The organism is Alteromonas sp. LMIT006, assembly GCF_024300645.1.
Classification (GTDB): Bacteria; Pseudomonadota; Gammaproteobacteria; order Enterobacterales; family Alteromonadaceae; genus Opacimonas; species Opacimonas immobilis.
Map to the genome: position 1 here is coordinate 680000 of NZ_CP101291.1, position 19154 is coordinate 699153.

Here is a 19154-nt window from a genome sequence, read left to right on the forward strand (position 1 = left end):
TAAAGTTAAAAAATTAAAAGTTAAAAAAATTAATGGTCTTCACATGCCAAGCTTAAATACACGATGGTCAACATCATGAAAATAAACGCTTGTAATGGTAAAACCAAAATGTGGAATACTGCCCAAGGGAAATGCAGCGGAAGCTGGAAGAACCCAAGAGTAGCAATCAAAATAAAGATCAATTCAGACGCGTACAGGTTACCGAACAGACGCAGTGCAAGAGACACAGGACGTGCAAGTAACGTTACTGATTCCAAGATGAAGTTCACCGGAATAAACGCAGGGTGATTGAACGGCTGTAACGTTAGTTCTTTCATAAAACCTGAAACGCCTTTCATTTTGATAGAGTAATAAAGGATTAGGAAGAACACACCAATCGCTAAGGCGAAGGTCAAGTTCAAATCCGTAGTTGGTACCGCTTTCATGTATACGTCATGTGGGTCCATACCAAAGAAAGTAGAGCCAATCAAACCAGCAATCGTCGGTAAGATGTCAACAGGAACCAAATCCATCAAGTTCATTAATAGTACCCAAACAAAAATTGTCAGGGACAGTGGTGCGATGATGGCACTTTTACCATGGAAAGTATCGCGGACGTTTTGATTGACAAAATCAACCACTAATTCGATAAACGCTTGGCCTTTTGTCGGCACACCCGTGGTGGCTTTTTTAGCTGCGCTGGTGAAAATCCAAAGGAACAACACCCCTAAACCAATCGACCATGCTAAGGTGTCCACGTGCCAAGCCCAAAATCCAGCGTCTTTACACGCTTTATTAAAGGCAATGCCATTTTCGGTGGTACACATCACGGCGTTAGTTAAATGGTGATTGATATAATCGGTAGTACTATATTCAGATGCCATTGTTTAACCCATATGTAATTTAAAATTCATCCTTTTGCGCTCAACCACATGACAGAGATGGTGTGAGTCGCAGTTGTGATCGCAAAGCCTACAAGTAATGCCACCGGGCCGGTAGGTAACAGCTGATATGCCATCACAAATAATATAATTGTTGCCGCCAGTTTTAATTTGGAGCCCTGGCTCATGCTCTTCATGACTAAGTGTTTTTTGGTTGCGCCACTATAACGAAACGCAAAATAGGTAAACACTAGATTAGGTAAAATACTGATACATGCGCCTGCTGCATAGTTCAGTACTGTGGGAAATGAAAAAAAAGGCAGACTTGTTATTACTATTAATAGTGCAATCACGCTCTGAGCAATCAATGCTCGTTTGGCTAATACGACGCCCTTACTGATTATCGCGATAGCCACTGTTGTCTCTTTCTTTCTTACCTATGTTTAGCGATGATGAGTATACTTGTCAGGATTTTTTTTGCAACAATAATCATTTCTATATACAAGTTATGGGGTTAATTGTTTTGGTGAATGATCTAGGGAGAATATAGGCTAAGGGACCATCGCTATTCAGATTTCCTACCAAGTGCTTAGTGCCAAAGTCGTAACAGAGGGTTTAAACAGATGTTTACATGTAATGTTTTGCTAAAAAGTCATTAACAAAATTGCTACGCATCTGGGCTATTTAGCAATGTGAGCCAGGATCCCATCCAGTTGGTCAAGATTGCCAAAATCGATCGTCAACTTACCTTTGCCTTTGGCATTATGACTAATTTTTACAGCTGCACCGAGCTGTTCAGATAAACGCGTTTGCAATTTTTCAACATCTGGATCGATGGTAGGAATGGGTTTGTCTTTTTTGGGCTCATTGAGACGTCGTACATAGTTTTCCGTCTCACGGACATTTAACCCTTTACCGGCAACATGTTGTGCTGCGTCGACCTGAATCTCACCGGTGAGCGAGAGTAAAGCTCGGGCATGACCCATTTCAATATCACCGTGTTCAAGTAAGGTTTTAACTTCATTTTCTAATGAATTTAACCTCAATAAGTTAGTGACCGTAGAACGTGATTTGCCGACGGCTTCTGCCGCTTCTTGTTGGGTGAGTTGGAATTCCAGAATCAAACGATCTAACGCTTGAGCTTCTTCCATCGCATTGAGATCTTCGCGTTGAATATTTTCAATTAGGGCAATGGCTACGGCCGCTTCATCCGGTACATCTTTAATAATGACGGGGACTTCATGCAGTTGTGCCATCTGCGATGCTCGCCAACGACGCTCACCAGCAATGATTTCGTATTGCTCAACTCCAACCGGACGCACCACAATAGGCTGAATAACACCTTGTGCCGTAATGGAACTAGCAAGCTCTTCTAGTGCTTCTGGTGACATATCTTTGCGCGGTTGATACTTTCCCGGTTGCAACCACTCGATGGGTAAAGACGTTAAGTCACTATTATCAGATCGAGATTCGCTAGTCGGCGCTGGTACGGCACGTGACGCCGTTAATAACGCGTCCAATCCGCGTCCTAAGCCTTTGTTTTTTCCTGACATAATAGTTACCTATACACCTATGCAGATTGTTTACTGGCTGCTTGAGTTCGTCTTAAAATCTCACCGGCCAGTGCCAGATAGGCTTTTGCACCGGTAGAAGTCTTATCGTAATACATGGCAGGGGCACCATAACTTGGCGCTTCTGCTAATCTGACATTGCGAGGGATCACAGTGCGGTACACTTGCGTGCCAAAATGTCGTTTTAATTGTTCTGAGACATCATTGGCCAGACGATTTCGTGGGTCGTACATGGTGCGCAAAATGCCTTCGATACACAAATCTTGATTAACCACAGAAGCGAGTTTTTCGATGGTGCCCATTAGCTCTGTTAGCCCTTCTAATGCATAATATTCACATTGCATCGGGACTATCACCGAATCTGCAGCGGCAAGCGCATTGACCGTCAGCTGTGACAGAGAGGGAGGGCAGTCGATAAAAATATAGTCGTAGTGCTCTCGTATCGGCTCTAATGCTTTGCGCAATCTAACTTCGCGGGCAAAAAGCTCCATTAATTTTACTTCTGCAGCGGTATTATCACTGTTGCCAGCAATCAAGTGATATTTGCCAGTCGTTTCTTTAATGATGACATCCTTGGCCGGCATATCCTCAATAAGCAATTCATAACAGGTAGCGGGGGCATCGTGTTTGGTGATCCCACTCGCTGTGGTCGCATTGCCTTGTGGGTCAAGATCAATGAGCAATACACGGCGTTTTGTCGCTGCCATCGACGCAGCCACATTCACAGCGGTGGTGGTTTTGCCGACACCGCCTTTTTGATTTGCAATTGCTATAATTTTTGCCACTGTTCTGTCACTACCTGTGATTTATATTTATTTTGGACGAATTATGAGCACATGTCGTTCAGCATTTAAATTTGGTATAGTAAGCGCATACTTACTTGAAACCTCATATTCTTGTTGACACTCATTAATTTCATCAACAGGATCTTGGCCTTTTAATGCCAAAAACTCACCCTTAGAATGTATCAGATGTGCACACCAGTGCAACATATCTTTAAGACTCGCAAACGCACGTGAGATCACGACATCAAATTCGTTATTTTCGGTATATTCTTCGACTCTTGCCTGAACCGGTGTCACATTCTTTAAGCCTAAGGCGTAGACCACTTGGTTCAAAAAACGCACTCGCTTACCCAAAGTATCGAGAAGGGTAAATTCTTTGTCAGGGCACATAATGGCTAAAGGGATCCCTGGTAAACCCGGTCCAGTGCCAACGTCAATACACTGCTGACCTGTTAGATACGGCATCACCATAATGGAATCCATGATGTGCTTGACGACCATCTCTTTGACATCACGCACTGCAGTTAAATTATAGGCTTTATTCCACTTGTTGATGAGCAATACATACTCTATGAGAGCATCACGCTGAGAAAAACTCACCTCAAGGTCTGTTTTAGCAATGAGCGAATCAAGAAAGTCGAGTAACTGTGCTTTTTCCATGTCTATGCGCTCTTGCGCAACATGTTGTGTTTTTTGAGATACACTAACAATAATGAAATTGCCGCTGGGGTGATACCTGAAATACGAGACGCTTTGCCAATGGTTTCTGGTCTAGACTCACTCAGCTTAGCTACCACTTCGTTGGATAACCCAGAGATTTGGCTATAATCAAAATCCGCTGGCAACAAAGTTTCCTCATGACGCTGAGTTTTGGCAATCTCGTCTTTTTGACGCTCAATGTATCCAGCGTATTTGATTTGTATTTCAACTTGTTCCGCCGCTTGAACATGATTCAGACCTGGACCCAAACTCTCAATGCCCATCAGCGTTTGATAAGTCATTTCAGGACGACGGATCAATTCTTCTAATGAATGTTCACGCGTCACAGGATTGCGCAATACTTTATTGAGTTCACTTACCGAAGCGTGTTTAGCATGGATATATTGGCCTTTTAAACGCTGTTTTTCACGCTCAATGAGTTCTATTTTTTCATTAAATGCCGCCCATCGCACATCATCAACTAAGCCAACTTCTCGGCCAAGGGCGGTCAAACGCAGATCCGCATTATCTTCACGCAATAACAAACGGTATTCAGCACGTGAGGTAAACATCCGATACGGTTCTTTAGTACCTAATGTCGCCAAATCATCAATTAATACACCGATGTATGCTTGATCGCGACGTAAACTAATCGCTTCTTTATCAGCTGCTTGTAACGCAGCGTTGGCACCTGCAAGCAAACCTTGTGCACCGGCTTCTTCATAACCTGTAGTGCCATTAATCTGACCAGCAAAGAACAAGCCATCAATATATTTCGTTTCGAGTGATTGCTTCAAATCGCGTGGATCAAAGAAATCGTATTCAATCGCATATCCAGGGCGAATAATGTGTGCATTTTCAAAGCCCGCAATGGAGTGAATCAAGTCACACTGCACATCAAAAGGCAACGAAGTACTGATCCCGTTAGGATAAATTTCTATCGAGTTGAGACCTTCTGGTTCAACAAAAATCTGATGCGAAGTTTTATCTGCAAAACGGGTGATTTTGTCTTCAATACTTGGGCAGTAACGTGGACCAACCCCTTCAATCACACCCGTAAACATTGGCGAGCGATCCAGACCACCACGGATAATGTCATGGGTCCGTTCGTTGGTATGAGTAATGTAACATGGGATCTGTTCTGGATGATCGGCAACACTGCCCATAAATGAAAATACCGGAAGTGGTGTATCACCTGGTTGTTCCTGCATCTTGGAATAATCCAAGGTGCGTGAATCTAGGCGAGCCGGAGTACCGGTTTTTAGGCGATCTACTCTAAATGGTAAAGCCCTTAAACGCTCAGCAAGAGCGATGGATGGTGGATCACCTGCCCGACCGCCTTTGTAATTTTCTAATCCAATATGGATCGTTCCACCTAAAAACGTACCAACAGTCAATACGACCGTTTTGGCTTTGAATTTTAACCCCATTTGGGTAACAACCCCAGTGACACGGTCATTTTCGACAATCAAGTCATCACAAGATTGCTGAAAGATAGTCAAGTTATTTTGATGCTCTAATGTGTGTCGAACGGCATTGCGATACAAACTGCGATCAGCTTGCGCACGCGTAGCACGTACCGCTGGCCCTTTTGAAGCATTCAAGGTACGCCATTGGATCCCAGCTTTATCAATGGCATGTGCCATGACGCCGCCTAACGCATCGATTTCTTTGACTAAATGACCTTTTCCGATACCACCAATGGCTGGATTACAGGACATTTGTCCAAGTGTTTCCATATTGTGGGTCAAAAGCAAAGTGGTTGCGCCCATCCGTGCGGCAGCAAGCGCAGCTTCGGTGCCAGCATGGCCACCACCCACGACTATGACGTCATACGCTTGTTGATAATACATAAGGATACCTTGAATTTTTTAATCGGGTATATTTTAGCCTAAAGGTGATGTTGTGCCTAATTTTTTTGTCTTTGTAAAAGAGAAAAGAGGTTTGTGCGAAGTGCGAGGATAATTATATAAAACATACTTTATGGATCTTAGTTTATTATTGTTATTATTAAGTGAGACGTTTTCTTGGGATAACTGTTTTTTATTTAATAAAAACAATCTACTACAGAGATCATAACTCAACTTAAGATCGGTTTGTAACTGCGTACATCCTGTGTATAAAAAGCTGATTTATCCACAAGTGGTTTTTGATGCAAAGTTATGATCGATTCATACCGAACATAGCCCCAAACAAATACCGATCTTATCCACAGAACTGTATGAGCTGTGAATAAGTCGGTATAGTTCAATAATTATCGAGATTCAATTTTGTGATTAACTTTTTTTGATGTTGACACTGCCACCTGAGGCACGCAGCACAAGTTTTGGCCCACCACCGAATCTGGCACCGGCGCTTATTAATAGTAGGCTTATTAATTATTTTACTTGGTTGGGTTGATATCCAGTGACCGGAGTATGCGAGACCGCATCGTCCACAAATTCTTCTCGTCGGGAAGGGCCTTGGAATTGGATTTTGTAGGTATCGTATTCTTTGATGGATTCGGTACAGTATTTGCCCAAAGCAATGCTCAAATCTTTGAGTGAGTGATTGGTGATCAGGATGCAGTTTTTCTTAGCGGCTTGGCGCAGACGCAACAAATTACCAAGCCAGCTTTGCGCGTTTTTCTTGAGCATGGTTTCATTCACACAGACTTCATCTAGGATGAGTAAATCCACATTCAGTAAGTCTTGCTGGATCTCTCTAAATTGTTCAGCCACACCGTCTTTGGCATCGTAATCATAAGAATAAAAACGCATTTCAAGTAAACTGGATAGTTGGCGATACAGTACACTGGTTTCAAAGTGTTCAATCAAATGATGTGCAATAGCACCGGCTAGATGCGATTTGCCACGCCCGTAGTCTCCATAAAAAATAAACATGTGCGATGATTGCTCACGAAAATTTGGATCGTCGTAAGCACGGATAAAGGATTGCGCAAAACTAATGGCTTCACTCATGTCATCCGCATCATTGACTAGCGTGTCAAAACGCCAATTCGGATTGAGGTCGGCTTGACCAAAAATCGACGCGATACGTTGCTGCTTACTTTGTGCTTGTAACGCGGCAATATCGCGATTGGCTTGAGCTTGATATTGGGCACGGAGTTCATGATATGGCGTGACGGTTTCCGGTGTAGTGAGTTTGCCCAAACGCTTGCCGAGACTGGCGATTTTGTCTTGTAAATTGTCCACGCGACCCTCGTTTATTTGATTGATTTGTCTTTATAACGCTCTATGAACGCTTTGGTTTTGTCATCAACCTGTATTTTGCCATCTTGTGACACACTTTGATAGCCCACAGTGTGTGTTGCAGGCTGTGCCTGTTGTCCCATTTTGGTTTTGCGTTGTAATACGAACTTTTGCGTCCACTGAAATTGACTAAATTGCTTATCCGGACGACCCATCCAATAACTGATAAAATCACCTATATCTTCTTGGATATATTGCTTATCAAGTAATCCAACAAGTTGCGCTAATTCTGAAAATAAACGCTCATCAGGTGTCCACTGCATGTGCATACCAAAGCGCTTCGTGTGCAATTCGATATAGGGTTCGTTCGCAACGATCATCATGGGTAAGACAAGGCGTTGCTCGCGCAGAGAATGCTCGATATCTTGCCCTGTACCGAGCTTGATTAAACCTTGTTTGAGCAAGTGTTTGAACAATCGATTGATTTGACGTCCTTGGGTAAAAGGCTCGTCTTTGGTGTTAACGATTTTGCACAGAGAAGGATAGTGAATCGGTTGTGTCGCTCCAGTCACTGCATGAGCATTAGGACGTAAACCTAACACATATAAACTTCGCGCAGCATTGGATTCTACTTCCAATAGCGCTGCGTATTCTGCATCAGTTAGCATTAGGCGAGTTGCTCAGCAAACCAATCCACTGCAATGTCTTCAGGGATCGGGTGTTGTAACACATCAATCAGTTTGGGCTGGGCTAATGCCGACGCGCCGCATTGTTGCATGGTTTTGTGCATGGTTTCAGCACCACCACAATAGGTGTCATAAGACGAATCTCCTAACCCTATCACATAATAGGTATTGCTTAGCGTAATATTAGTAAGCTCATCGTGAAAAGGCTGAATATTGTCTGGCAAATCGCCTGCACCGTGAGTAGAAGTACAGATTACCCAAGTGGTGTTGCGATCAATTTCGGCCAACTGAGGTTGAAAATACACTTCAGCGGCATAACCTAGTTCATCGCATTTGGCCTTGATTGCATCCGCAACATATTCGGTTGCGCCTAACATGGAGCCAACAATGATTGAAAATGGAGAGGTAATGTGCGCCATGTGATAAACCTTATTTACCAATACAAAAGGATGAAAAGATTTTGCCAAGTAAATCATCAGAAGTAAATTCTCCGGTGATTTCATTAAGTGCTTGTTGCGCTAGACGCAATTCCTCGGCCAATAATTCGCCTGCAAAATGCCCCATCAGTTGTTCGTAACCAATATGCAAATGTTCACCAGCAACCGCAAGGGCGTTGATATGACGTCTGCGTGCTAAAAATTGTCCTTCAGTATTGGTGACAAATCCCATACAGGCTTTTAGGTGTTCGGCAAGCAAATCGATACCCGCTTTATTGGCTGCGCTGAGCGACAGTACCGGATAACTGTTTACTTCGGTTTGCTCGACGGGTAACCCGCTTAAGTCAGCCTTATTGCGGATGACACTGACTCCCATATTCGGTGGGAGTTTCGCCATAAACTCTGGCCAAATCTGATGTGGATCAGCAGCGTGTGATTCGGTTGAGTCGACTACAAATAAGACTCTATCCGCGGTTTCGATGGCTTGCCAAGCCCGTTCGATGCCAATTTGTTCTACTTTATCTGGACTCTCTCGCAGACCTGCGGTGTCAATCACGTGCAGAGGCATACCATCGATGTGAATATGCTCAGATAACACATCTCGGGTCGTACCAGCGATATCGGTGACGATCGCTGTTTCACGACCGGCTAGGGCATTGAGTAAGCTGGATTTGCCGGCATTGGGTCGTCCAGCAATCACGACTTTCATCCCTTCGCGCAAAATAGCCCCTTGTTTGGCTTCGCGCTGCACCGCGGCAAAAGCATCAAGGATGGTCTCCATATCCTTTTGCACCTTACCATCGGAGAGAAAATCAATTTCTTCTTCTGGAAAATCAATGGCCGCTTCGACGTACATCCTAAGACCAATAATATCGTTAACGAGTGCGTGAATTCTCGAGGAAAATTCCCCTTGCAGTGAGCGCAAGGCAGAACGTGCAGCCTGCTCAGATGATGCATCAATCAAATCCGCAATGGCTTCAGCTTGGGCGAGATCTAATTTGTCATTGAGAAATGCGCGTTCAGAAAATTCACCTGGATGGGCTAGTCTTACTTTATTGTGCGCGGTAATCGCCTTGAGCAATAAATCGATAATGATTTGACCGCCATGCCCTTGAAACTCAATGACGTCTTCTCCTGTGAAGGAATTTGGACCACGGAAAAAAATAGCGATGCCTTGATCGAGCACCGTTCCATCATGGTCTTTAAAATCGCCATAGTAGGCATATCGAGGTGCAGGGCAGTGGCCCAGGATTGCGACAGCAACGTCATGACTGAGTGGCCCAGAAACACGCACGATCCCAACGCCACCTTTGCCAATGGCAGTGGCTTGGGCAACTATGGTATCGTGTTGTTCTGGCAAATTTGCCATGCTGAATTAGTCGCGAAAGTTGGTAAACTGGAATGGTTGGCCTAGATTAGATTCTCTGACCAACGCCATGACTTGTTGCAAATCATCACGTTTTTTACCAGTTACTCGCAATTGCTCACCTTGGATAGCCGTTTGGACCTTTATTTTGGCGTCTTTGACGAGTTTGACGATTTTCTTGGCGACGGCTTGTTCAATGCCTTCCTTGAAAACGACATTCTGCGTGTAGGTTTTGTTAGTGTGGTCGCTGTCTTTGAGTTCAAGTGATGCAGTATCCACGCCCCGCTTAACACAGTTGTTGCGCAAGATATCAATCATCTGCTGGATTTGAAAGTCCCCTTCGGCTTTGACTTTGACTACGCCATCATTGTATTCAAATGACGCCTCGACACCGCGAAAATCAAAACGCGTTGCAAGCTCACGTTTCGCGTTTTCTACCGCGTTGGCGACTTCTACTTTGTCAATTTCTGAAACAATATCAAATGATGGCATAGTTCTGTCCTCGTATTATTTTTCTAATAAATTAGCTAGATTTTAAGCCTTTCTTTTCCATAGCGGCATAGATCATTTTCGCTTGGACTAAGGTGATGATGTTACTGATCAACCAATAAAGAACTAAACCTGCAGGGAAGAACATAAAAAAGATGGTCATCATGATAGGCATGAATTGCATGATTTTCTTTTGCATCTCATCGGTCATAGTCATCGGTTGTAATTTTTGCAACGCCCACATGGATACACCTGTCAAAATAGGTAAGACAAACCAAGGATCTTTTACTGATAAATCTGTTATCCATAAGAAAAAGGGTGCTTGACGTAACTCGACTGATTCTAAGAATACCCAGTAAAGCGCTAAGAAAATCGGCATCTGTAACAAGAGAGGGAAACAACCACCCATCGGGTTGACCTTTTCTTTTTTGTACATTTCCATCATGGCTTGAGACATCTTCTGGCGATCATCACCGTGACGGTCTTTTAACTGCTGGATCTTAGGAGTCAGTTCACGCATCTTGGCCATAGATACATATTGCGCTTTGGTCAGCGGATACATTAGGCCCTTAACAATAATGGTGATAATGACAATGGCCACACCCCAGTTATTGACAAACCCATGAATGATTTGCAGTAACCAGAATAACCATTCTGAAATAAACCATAAGAAACCATAATCCACAGTGAGTTGAAGTCCTTTGGCAAATTCTCTCAACGTATCTTGGTCTTTTGGTCCAAGGTATAAAATATTATTTAATACAGCGGTTTCACCTTGAGCGATACTGACTGGTTCAGACGTGTAACCAATGGTCGCAAAGTCAGTTCCAATCGCACGTGTATAAATTGTGTTGGTTCTATCTTGCGGGGGTACCCATGCGGATAAAAAATAGTGTTCGATCATAGCAATCCAACCTGCAGGGGTCGGAGCACGCAAGTTTTCGTCTTCGATATCTGAGAAAGAATATTTGCTATATTGCTCTTCTTCTGTACCGTATGCTGCACCGCGATAGGTCGGCATAATCGCAGAGCCTTCTGGCATATCAAAAGTTTGTTTTAATTGCGCATAAGGTTGGACGACAGCAGTACCGGATGTGTTATTACTGATACTCTGTTCTAATGTGATTGCATGACTGTTGCGAGTAAAAATAAACGTCTTGGTAATACCGATGCCATCATTACCCACCCAAGTTAAAGGGACGCGTAAGGTCTCACCTTCCAACACAAATTTGCTGGCGTGAACGTTGTATAAAGGACGACCTTCGGGATTGGCATCCGGTCCATTTGCGCCAATCAATCCGCTTTGTGCCACATATAAACCATCCACCGTGGGTCGCAATAAGCTGTATGGTTCTTCAGAACCCTGTTCAACTGGGTATTTTAATAAATCCGCTTTAACCACATCGCCACCAATGCGGTCGATTTGCAAAGATAATGTGTCAGTGATGACGCTGATGTAACGATCATTCTGCGCTTGCGCTGCATCTGCCACAGGTAAAGCGCTGGCTTGCGTTTGAAGTTCCTTGGGTACATCTGCACCGACTGGCACGTCTTGGCCAAGTGGTTGTGGCCCCGCGACTGAGGCGACGGCATTACTTGGCAGTTCAACTTGCTGTTCGGCACTGACCACAGGCTGAGGACCATAGGCATTTTGCCATTCTTGCCACAATAAAAAACTGACCAAGGCCAGGCCGATAAGAATAAAACTGCGTTGGGATTCCATACGATTATCTACTTACTATCTTTATCATTATGTTTTTCAGGTACAGGATCGTTCCCACCTGGATGAAATGGATGGCATTTGCTAATCCGTCTTATGGCTAGCCACAAGCCTTTGATGCACCCATGATTTTCTAACGCACGTATTGTATAACTTGAACACGTTGGATGAAAGCGACAATTATGACCTAAAAAAGGCGATAATACTAATTGGTATATTTTTACCAGTAAAACGAATGGCCAAGTGGTTATAGTGCGCCATGTTTGCGACAGCGTTTCACGAGTTTGCGCCATAAATGTTCCAACTGTTGATGCATTTCACGATTAGATAATTGGTCTAAACCACTTTTACCGATCACGATTATATCAATATTTGGTAGGCTGTGTTGATGTAGCCGAAAACTTTCGCGAATAATCCGTTTACAACGATTCCTGTCATGTGCCTTACGTACACGATTTTTGGCAATTGTAACGCCGAGTCTAGGATGATTGTGATCTGGGTTGAAGCGAGCGAGAAGGGTGATTTTTGCTGATGGAGCAGGGATTGCATCAGCAAACACATTGCTAAAGTGGGCAGGCGTTAATAAACGCATTGCTCTTGGGTAGGCAAACTGACCCACTTTAGTAACGGTCTGTGCGGCACATTAAGCTGATAAACGAGCACGACCTTTAGCACGACGAGCAGCTAAGACCTTGCGGCCATTCTTAGTTGCCATACGCGCACGGAAACCGTGTGAACGCTTACGCTTTAAGTTGCTTGGTTGAAATGTTCTTTTCATGACCAACACCTTTTGGTAGTTAAAATTAAAGGACGCAGAATAATAGAGATGAATCCGTTGTATGTCAATCTTTTTCTGTGTTTAAGCATGTTTTTATCAAACTTAAGCGAGAAAGTCCCGTGATCAGAGTTTGCTCTGTCGCGCGGTAATTCATAGGTATACAGTGATACTCATGGTTTATTAACAGACTTATCCACAAAATGTCTTGTATTGGTGCTGAAAAACCGCTGTGAAAAGCTTAAATAAAACTGTTTTGGATGAAAGTTATTCACAGGCTGTTTTCCAGATAAATGCATTTAAATCAATTGCTTGTGATTATTTTTGATTTTTTTATTGAAGCTTATCCAAGCATGAGTATACTTAACGGTTACATAAGAACAAACAAGGCCCTTGCACGATGCAATTATGGGAGCAATGTCTACAAAGACTCCAGGACACGGTTGGCGCACAGCAATATAATATGTGGATCCGACCGCTTCGCGCAGAGGAATCTGTCACGCCAAAAGGCGAAGTGATAATATTATTTGCTCCAAATCGGTTTGTACTTGACTGGGTAAAAGATAACTATCTGGACACAATTGCGGGATTGTTGGAAGAGTTTCGCGGTAATAATGCACCTCAGATCTTGTTTGATGTTTTTCCCAAACGCATGATGCCGATTAATGATTCCAATGTGCGTGCCTCAGTCAATACCTCTATTGATCCACCTAAGCCATCTAGCGTTCCGGTTTCTTCGTTTAAATTAAAGAAACCAAGCAACCCTGCAAAGCCCATCGCAGCGGAACACAAAAGTAACATTAACAAGACATATTTATTTGAAAATTTTGTCGAAGGTAAATCTAATCAATTAGCACGAGCTGCGGCGTCATCCGTTGCCGATAATCCAGGCGGTGCATATAATCCATTGTTTATTTACGGTGGTACAGGTTTAGGTAAAACTCACTTGTTGCATGCGGTGGGGAACGGTATCGTTGCAAAAAAGCCTGATGCCAAAATTATTTACATGCATTCTGAACGTTTTGTGCAGGACATGGTTAAAGCGTTACAAAATAATGCCATTGAAGATTTTAAGCGTTTTTATCGCTCTGTGGATGCGTTATTAATTGATGATATTCAATTTTTTGCACATAAAGATCGTTCTCAAGAAGAGTTTTTTCATACCTTCAATGCCTTGTTAGAAGGTAATCAACAAATAATATTGACATCGGATCGCTACCCCAAAGAAATTGAAGGGGTTGAAGATAGATTGAAGTCTCGTTTTGGTTGGGGGTTAACGATTGCGATTGAGCCACCAGAATTAGAAACTCGCGTTGCGATCATCAAGCGTAAAGCCGAAGAGAATAAGATCAATCTAGCTGACGAAGTTGCTTTTTTTATTGCAAAGCGTTTGCGTTCAAATGTTCGAGAATTAGAAGGCGCATTGAATCGAGTCATCGCTAATTCTAATTTTATGGGGGTAGAGATCACAATTGATTTTGTGCGTGAAGCCTTGCGCGATTTACTGGCTCTACAGGACAAATTAGTCACAATTGAAAACATACAAAAAACCGTTGCAGAGTATTATAAAATTAAAATATCTGATATTCTGTCGGCACGAAGAAGTCGCAGTGTGGCTCGTCCTCGCCAAATCGCCATGGCATTGGCAAAAGAGTTAACTAACCACAGCTTGCCAGAGATTGGCAATCGCTTTGGTGGCCGTGACCACACTACCGTATTGCACGCTTGTCGAAAAATCGAACAGCTAAAAGAAGAAAATCATGATATAAAAGAAGACTATAAGAATTTAATTCGCACCTTGTCTTCATAAATAACAATAATGCTTAGGTAATTTGGGGAACCTGCAATGAAATTTCGCATCAGTCGTGATCAATTTTTAACACCATTACAACTTGTTTCTGGTGCCATTGAACGTCGCCATACTCTTCCAATTCTATCTAACATCCTATTAAAGGTTCATGAAAATTCATTGTGGTTAACGGGTACTGATCTGGAAGTAGAATTGATTTCTCGTATTGATTTGTCTGAGGACGCTGAGGAAGGCGAAATCACGGTACCTGCCAAGAAACTTGTTGATATTTGTCGTGGCTTATCTGAAGGCGCTGAGATTGAATTTTCGGTTAAAGATAACAAAGCATTGATTAAAGCCGGTCGTGGTAAATATACGCTTTCTACTTTGAGTGCAAATGATTACCCAAATCTTGAGGAATGGTCGGGTGATGTTGAGTTTGTGATTTCTCAAAAAGAACTCAAGCATTTGATTGATTCCACTAGCTTTGCTATGGCACAACAAGACGTTCGGTATTACCTCAATGGCATGTCTCTAGAAACGGAATCGCATTTAGTGCGCACCGTTGCAACGGATGGACATCGCTTGGCTTTATGTAACCTTGATTATCAAACCGCAGAATTACCGGCTCGCCAAGTGATTATTCCGCGTAAAGGGGTAATGGAAATCTCCCGCTTGATCGAGGCAGATGACACTGCAGTAAAAGTTAAAATTGGTACTAATCACATAAGTATCAAAGCAACGCATTTTGTATTTACCAGTAAGCTTGTAGATGGGCGCTTCCCAGATCACCGTCGTGTTATCCCGAAAGAAACTACCAAAGAAGTCGTTGCGGACAAAGTTGAGTTGAAGCAAGCTTTTAGTCGTGCTGCTATTTTATCAAATGAAAAATTCCGTGGTGTTCGTTTAAATTTAGCATCTGGTTTAATGAAGATCACCGCCAACAACCCTGAGCAAGAACAAGCGGAAGAAGCAGTAGATGTCACTTATGATGGCGAGGAATTAGAGATAGGGTTTAATGTCGCATACCTAATAGATGTGATGAATAACATTGAAACTGACCATGTTAAGTTTCATTTATCCGATTCAAACGCCAGTGCATTGATTGAATCTGCACACAATCCTGATGCTTTGTACGTCATTATGCCAATGCGCCTATAGCATTGGCATTGCCCAATTTTATGAGTTGGATACTGTTTCGGTGTACTCGTATTTCGTTGGGTAAATCAAAATGAAACTGGAACAACTGCAACTTACTCAGTTTCGCAATATTGTTCAAGCTCACGTTCAACCATCTCATTCGTTAAACATTATTATCGGTGAGAATGGTTCTGGAAAAAGCTCCTTTCTTGAAGCCATTCATTATCTTGGATATGGTCGTTCTTTTCGAACTAATAAGCATCGGTCTGTCATTCAATCAGAAACCAAACAGTTTTCCGTGTTTGCCCAATGCATTGATGAAAATGAAAATAAGCATAAAATTGGCCTATTGCGAAATCAAAAAGATGAGTTTTTGTGCTCGATTAATGGGGAAAAATCTCAGCGTTTGGCGGACTTAGTTTCTTATATACCCGTTCAAATATTTACACCACAATCTTCGGATGTGTTATTAGGTGCGCCAAATCAAAGACGTCGCTATATGGATTGGGGATTGTTCCACGTGGAACCATCCTTTTATGTTATATCCTTACACTATATAAAAATTCTAAAACAACGCAACGCACTACTAAAACAACTACAAAAATCGAACTCCACCGATGAGGCACAATTTGCTTACTGGAATGCGCAGTTGGCTCAGTACGGGGAAAAAGTACATGTAGCCAGGCAGGGCTATATAGATTCAATAAAAAGCGATTTTACTCGCATTTCAAAGCAATTTTTACCTGAGTTTTTGGTTGAAATATCGTATAATCTTGGGTGGGATCAGTCGATGGATTTGCATACTGCGCTTAACAGTAGGATGGCATATGACAAAAAGGTCGGGTACACCTCAGTGGGTGTGCATAAAGCTGATTTGAAAGTTTTGGTAGATGGAGTAAACGCGGTCGAACGTTTATCTCGCGGTCAACTAAGAATGCTAGTTGCAGCACTGCAATTAGCACAAACGTTACATTTGAATCATCATAGTCAAAAGCAAGGCGTATTCTTGTTGGATGACATTGGTGCTGAACTTGATGTACAAAAACGCGAATTGTTCATAGACGAACTACTCAAAACGGAAACACAATTGTTTGTAACCGCCATTGAGCAAGACCAACTTTCCTTTACACATAAATATAATGATAAAAAAATGTTTCACGTGGAACATGGCCAGGTGAAAGAGGAGCCGTAGCATATGTCTGAAGAAAATAACTATGATTCGTCCAGTATTAAAGTCCTAAAAGGGCTCGATGCAGTTCGTAAACGTCCAGGGATGTACATTGGTGATACAGACGATGGTACAGGTTTGCATCATATGGTGTTTGAGGTAGTTGATAACTCAATTGATGAAGCACTAGCTGGCCACTGTAGTGATATTAAGGTAAAGATTCATACAGATGGTTCTGTGTCGGTAAGCGATGATGGTCGTGGTATTCCAACGGAAATTCACCCAGAGGAAGGCGTATCCGCAGCAGAAGTTATCATGACAGTTTTGCATGCTGGTGGTAAATTTGATGATAACTCATATAAAGTATCTGGCGGTTTACACGGAGTGGGTGTTTCTGTTGTGAATGCGTTATCACATAAACTGCGTCTTCGCATAAAGCGCAATGGCAAGACGCACGAGCAAGAATACAAGCATGGTGAGCCAGTAGCGCCATTAGCTGTGGTAGGAGAAACGTCATCTACAGGAACTGAAATCCGCTTCTGGCCGAGTCCTGATACCTTCACCAATACAGAATTCCATTACGATATTCTAGCGAAACGCTTAAGGGAATTATCTTTTCTAAACTCTGGTGTTTCAATCATTCTAGAAGACGAACGCGATGGAAAAAGCGATCACTACAAATACGAAGGTGGTATTCAAGCATTCGTTGAATATTTGAATGACAAAAAGACTCCAATACATCAAAAAGTATTTCATTTTAATAGCGAGCGAGATGATGGTATTGCAGTTGAAGTAGCGATGCAATGGAACGATTCATTTCAAGAAAGTATTTTCTGTTTCACCAATAACATACCTCAAAGAGATGGTGGCACCCACTTAGCAGGTTTCAGAGCCGCATTAACTAGAACCCTCAATAACTACATGGAAAAAGAAGGACTCAACAAGAAAAATAAAAACGCAACGAATGCAACTGGCGACGATGCTCGTGAAGGCTTAACTGCGGTAATCAGTGTAAAAGTACCGGACCCTAAATTTTCATCGCAGACCAAAGATAAACTTGTATCATCTGAAGTGAAATCTGCGGTAGAGACCGCTATGGGTGAGTTGTTAACAGAATTCTTGCTTGAGAATCCAAATGATGCCAAAACGATTGTTGGTAAGATTATTGATGCAGCTCGTGCGCGTGAAGCTGCACGCAAAGCAAGAGAAATGACACGTCGTAAAGGCGCCTTAGACTTAGCTGGTCTTCCAGGTAAGCTAGCGGACTGCCAAGAAAAAGATCCGGCTTCATCAGAACTATACATAGTGGAGGGTGACTCTGCGGGTGGTTCAGCTAAGCAAGGTCGTAACCGTAAAAATCAAGCTATTTTGCCGTTAAAAGGAAAGATCCTGAATGTCGAAAAAGCGCGGTTTGATAAAATGCTATCTTCACAAGAGGTAGCGACCTTAATCACCGCTTTGGGATGTGGAATTGGCCGAGACGAATACAACCCTGATAAATTGCGTTATCACAGTATTATTATCATGACTGACGCAGACGTCGATGGCTCGCATATTCGAACTTTATTATTGACTTTCTTCTATCGTCAAATGCCCGAGATCATTGAGCGTGGCTATGTTTACATTGCACAACCACCCCTTTATAAGATCAAAAAAGGCAAACAAGAGCAATATCTTAAAGACGACGACGCGTTAAATGCTTACCTTACTGCTATCGCAGTGGACAACGCAGCCTTAATCACGGAAGACGGTGCGCCTGGTATTTCAGGCGTTGCACTAGAAACTTTAGTTAAACAATATCAAAGTGTTGAGAAGATGATTGGGCGTATGCAGCGCAAAATGCCACTTGCTATCTTGAAACAGCTTATCTATAGCCAAGTGCTAACGACCCAGGATCTGAAAGATGAAAATACCCTAGTATCTTTTGGTAAAAATCTTGTTGATACGTTAACTGAAGATGAAGTTGATGGTGCAACTTATTTAGCTGAGGTGGGTAAAGACGAAGAATTAAATAACTATTATTTAGCCATTACTATGCGTATGCATGGAATAGATTACACCTATCACATTGGTCAAGATTTTGTTGAATCGAGTGAGTATCAAAAAATAGCACAGTTGAATGCGGCTATTAATGGGATGATGGGTGAGGGAGCCTATGTGCAACGTGGAGAAAGAACCAAGCCTGTATCTGAATTTGTTGAGGTAGTGGATTGGTTACTGAATGAAGCTAAACGCGGTCAGTATATCCAGCGCTATAAGGGATTAGGTGAAATGAACCCAGAGCAGTTATGGGAAACTACCATGGATCCCGAGACTCGTCGTATGCTGCAAGTTACTATTGAAGATGCAATTGGTGCCGACCAGTTATTTACCACTCTAATGGGAGATCAAGTTGAACCGCGTCGCAACTTCATTGAGGAAAATGCATTAAACGTTGAAAATCTTGACGTTTAATTGTGTAAACTAATTAAGAAAACT

19 protein-coding genes are annotated in these 19154 nt (G+C 42.6%); 4 read left to right on the top strand and 15 right to left on the bottom strand.

The window, feature by feature from the left end; all coding sequences use genetic code 11:
• Positions 1 to 29: 29 nt before the first annotated feature.
• The 15 genes from atpB to rpmH form a co-directional block, all read right to left on the bottom strand.
• Positions 30 to 863, bottom strand: coding sequence for a F0F1 ATP synthase subunit A (gene atpB, locus NLG07_RS03215; RefSeq protein ID WP_254856268.1), 834 nt, complete (start codon positions 861 to 863; stop codon positions 30 to 32).
• Positions 864 to 889: 26 nt separating this feature from the next.
• Complete coding sequence (locus NLG07_RS03220; protein ID WP_254856269.1) at positions 890 to 1276, bottom strand: ATP synthase subunit I; 387 nt, start codon at positions 1274 to 1276, stop codon at positions 890 to 892.
• 264 nt (positions 1277 to 1540) lie between these two features.
• Entirely contained in the window at positions 1541 to 2413 is an 873-nt protein-coding gene (locus NLG07_RS03225; protein ID WP_254856270.1) for a ParB/RepB/Spo0J family partition protein, read from the bottom strand.
• A gap of 17 nt (positions 2414 to 2430) precedes the next feature.
• Positions 2431 to 3216 (bottom strand): ParA family protein, encoded by a 786-nt coding sequence (locus NLG07_RS03230; RefSeq protein WP_254856271.1) that lies wholly within the window; start codon positions 3214 to 3216, stop codon positions 2431 to 2433.
• A 27-nt stretch (positions 3217 to 3243) separates the two neighbouring features.
• Positions 3244 to 3876: a 16S rRNA (guanine(527)-N(7))-methyltransferase RsmG gene (gene rsmG, locus NLG07_RS03235; protein WP_254856272.1), complete on the bottom strand. Its 633-nt coding sequence runs from the start codon at positions 3874 to 3876 to the stop codon at positions 3244 to 3246.
• Between the two features lie 2 nt (positions 3877 to 3878).
• A complete protein-coding gene (mnmG, locus tag NLG07_RS03240; protein WP_254856273.1) occupies positions 3879 to 5768 on the bottom strand; it encodes a tRNA uridine-5-carboxymethylaminomethyl(34) synthesis enzyme MnmG in 1890 nt (629 codons plus the stop codon).
• Between the two features lie 525 nt (positions 5769 to 6293).
• The gene (locus NLG07_RS03245) at positions 6294 to 7109 is read right to left on the bottom strand and encodes an ATP-binding protein (protein WP_254856274.1); all 816 of its coding nucleotides are present in this window, start codon (positions 7107 to 7109) and stop codon (positions 6294 to 6296) included.
• 11 nt (positions 7110 to 7120) lie between these two features.
• A complete protein-coding gene (locus tag NLG07_RS03250) occupies positions 7121 to 7774 on the bottom strand; it encodes a DnaT-like ssDNA-binding domain-containing protein (protein WP_254856275.1) in 654 nt (217 codons plus the stop codon).
• Positions 7774 to 8211, bottom strand: coding sequence for a flavodoxin domain-containing protein (locus NLG07_RS03255; protein ID WP_254856276.1), 438 nt, complete (start codon positions 8209 to 8211; stop codon positions 7774 to 7776). Before NLG07_RS03255 ends, NLG07_RS03250 begins: the two co-directional genes overlap by 1 nt.
• A 10-nt stretch (positions 8212 to 8221) precedes the next feature.
• The gene (gene mnmE / locus NLG07_RS03260) at positions 8222 to 9598 is read right to left on the bottom strand and encodes a tRNA uridine-5-carboxymethylaminomethyl(34) synthesis GTPase MnmE (RefSeq protein ID WP_254856277.1); all 1377 of its coding nucleotides are present in this window, start codon (positions 9596 to 9598) and stop codon (positions 8222 to 8224) included.
• 6 nt (positions 9599 to 9604) lie between these two features.
• Positions 9605 to 10087, bottom strand: a complete 483-nt coding sequence (locus tag NLG07_RS03265) for a YajQ family cyclic di-GMP-binding protein (protein ID WP_254856278.1) — start codon at positions 10085 to 10087, stop codon at positions 9605 to 9607.
• A gap of 31 nt (positions 10088 to 10118) precedes the next feature.
• The gene (yidC, locus tag NLG07_RS03270; protein WP_254856279.1) at positions 10119 to 11807 is read right to left on the bottom strand and encodes a membrane protein insertase YidC; all 1689 of its coding nucleotides are present in this window, start codon (positions 11805 to 11807) and stop codon (positions 10119 to 10121) included.
• Between the two features lie 8 nt (positions 11808 to 11815).
• Entirely contained in the window at positions 11816 to 12097 is a 282-nt protein-coding gene (gene yidD, locus NLG07_RS03275) for a membrane protein insertion efficiency factor YidD (RefSeq protein WP_254856280.1), read from the bottom strand.
• On the bottom strand, positions 12052 to 12423 hold the full coding sequence (gene rnpA, locus NLG07_RS03280; protein WP_254856281.1) for a ribonuclease P protein component: 372 nt from the start codon (positions 12421 to 12423) through the stop codon (positions 12052 to 12054). Before rnpA ends, yidD begins: the two co-directional genes overlap by 46 nt.
• A 24-nt stretch (positions 12424 to 12447) precedes the next feature.
• The gene (gene rpmH, locus NLG07_RS03285; protein ID WP_014290886.1) at positions 12448 to 12582 is read right to left on the bottom strand and encodes a 50S ribosomal protein L34; all 135 of its coding nucleotides are present in this window, start codon (positions 12580 to 12582) and stop codon (positions 12448 to 12450) included.
• Between the two features lie 397 nt (positions 12583 to 12979).
• On the opposite strand from rpmH, the gene dnaA reads away from it, so the two are divergent.
• The 4 genes from dnaA to gyrB all read left to right on the top strand — a co-directional run bounded on the left by dnaA (position 12980) and on the right by gyrB (position 19130).
• On the top strand, positions 12980 to 14389 hold the full coding sequence (gene dnaA / locus NLG07_RS03290; RefSeq protein WP_254856282.1) for a chromosomal replication initiator protein DnaA: 1410 nt from the start codon (positions 12980 to 12982) through the stop codon (positions 14387 to 14389).
• A 36-nt stretch (positions 14390 to 14425) separates the two neighbouring features.
• Positions 14426 to 15529 carry a DNA polymerase III subunit beta gene (dnaN, locus tag NLG07_RS03295; protein ID WP_254856283.1) on the top strand — a complete coding sequence of 368 codons (1104 nt, stop codon included), beginning with the start codon at positions 14426 to 14428 and terminating at the stop codon, positions 15527 to 15529.
• A gap of 70 nt (positions 15530 to 15599) precedes the next feature.
• Positions 15600 to 16700 (top strand): DNA replication/repair protein RecF, encoded by a 1101-nt coding sequence (gene recF, locus NLG07_RS03300; protein ID WP_254856284.1) that lies wholly within the window; start codon positions 15600 to 15602, stop codon positions 16698 to 16700.
• 3 nt (positions 16701 to 16703) lie between these two features.
• Positions 16704 to 19130: a DNA topoisomerase (ATP-hydrolyzing) subunit B gene (gene gyrB / locus NLG07_RS03305; RefSeq protein ID WP_254856285.1), complete on the top strand. Its 2427-nt coding sequence runs from the start codon at positions 16704 to 16706 to the stop codon at positions 19128 to 19130.
• The last annotated feature ends 24 nt before the right edge of the window (positions 19131 to 19154 follow it).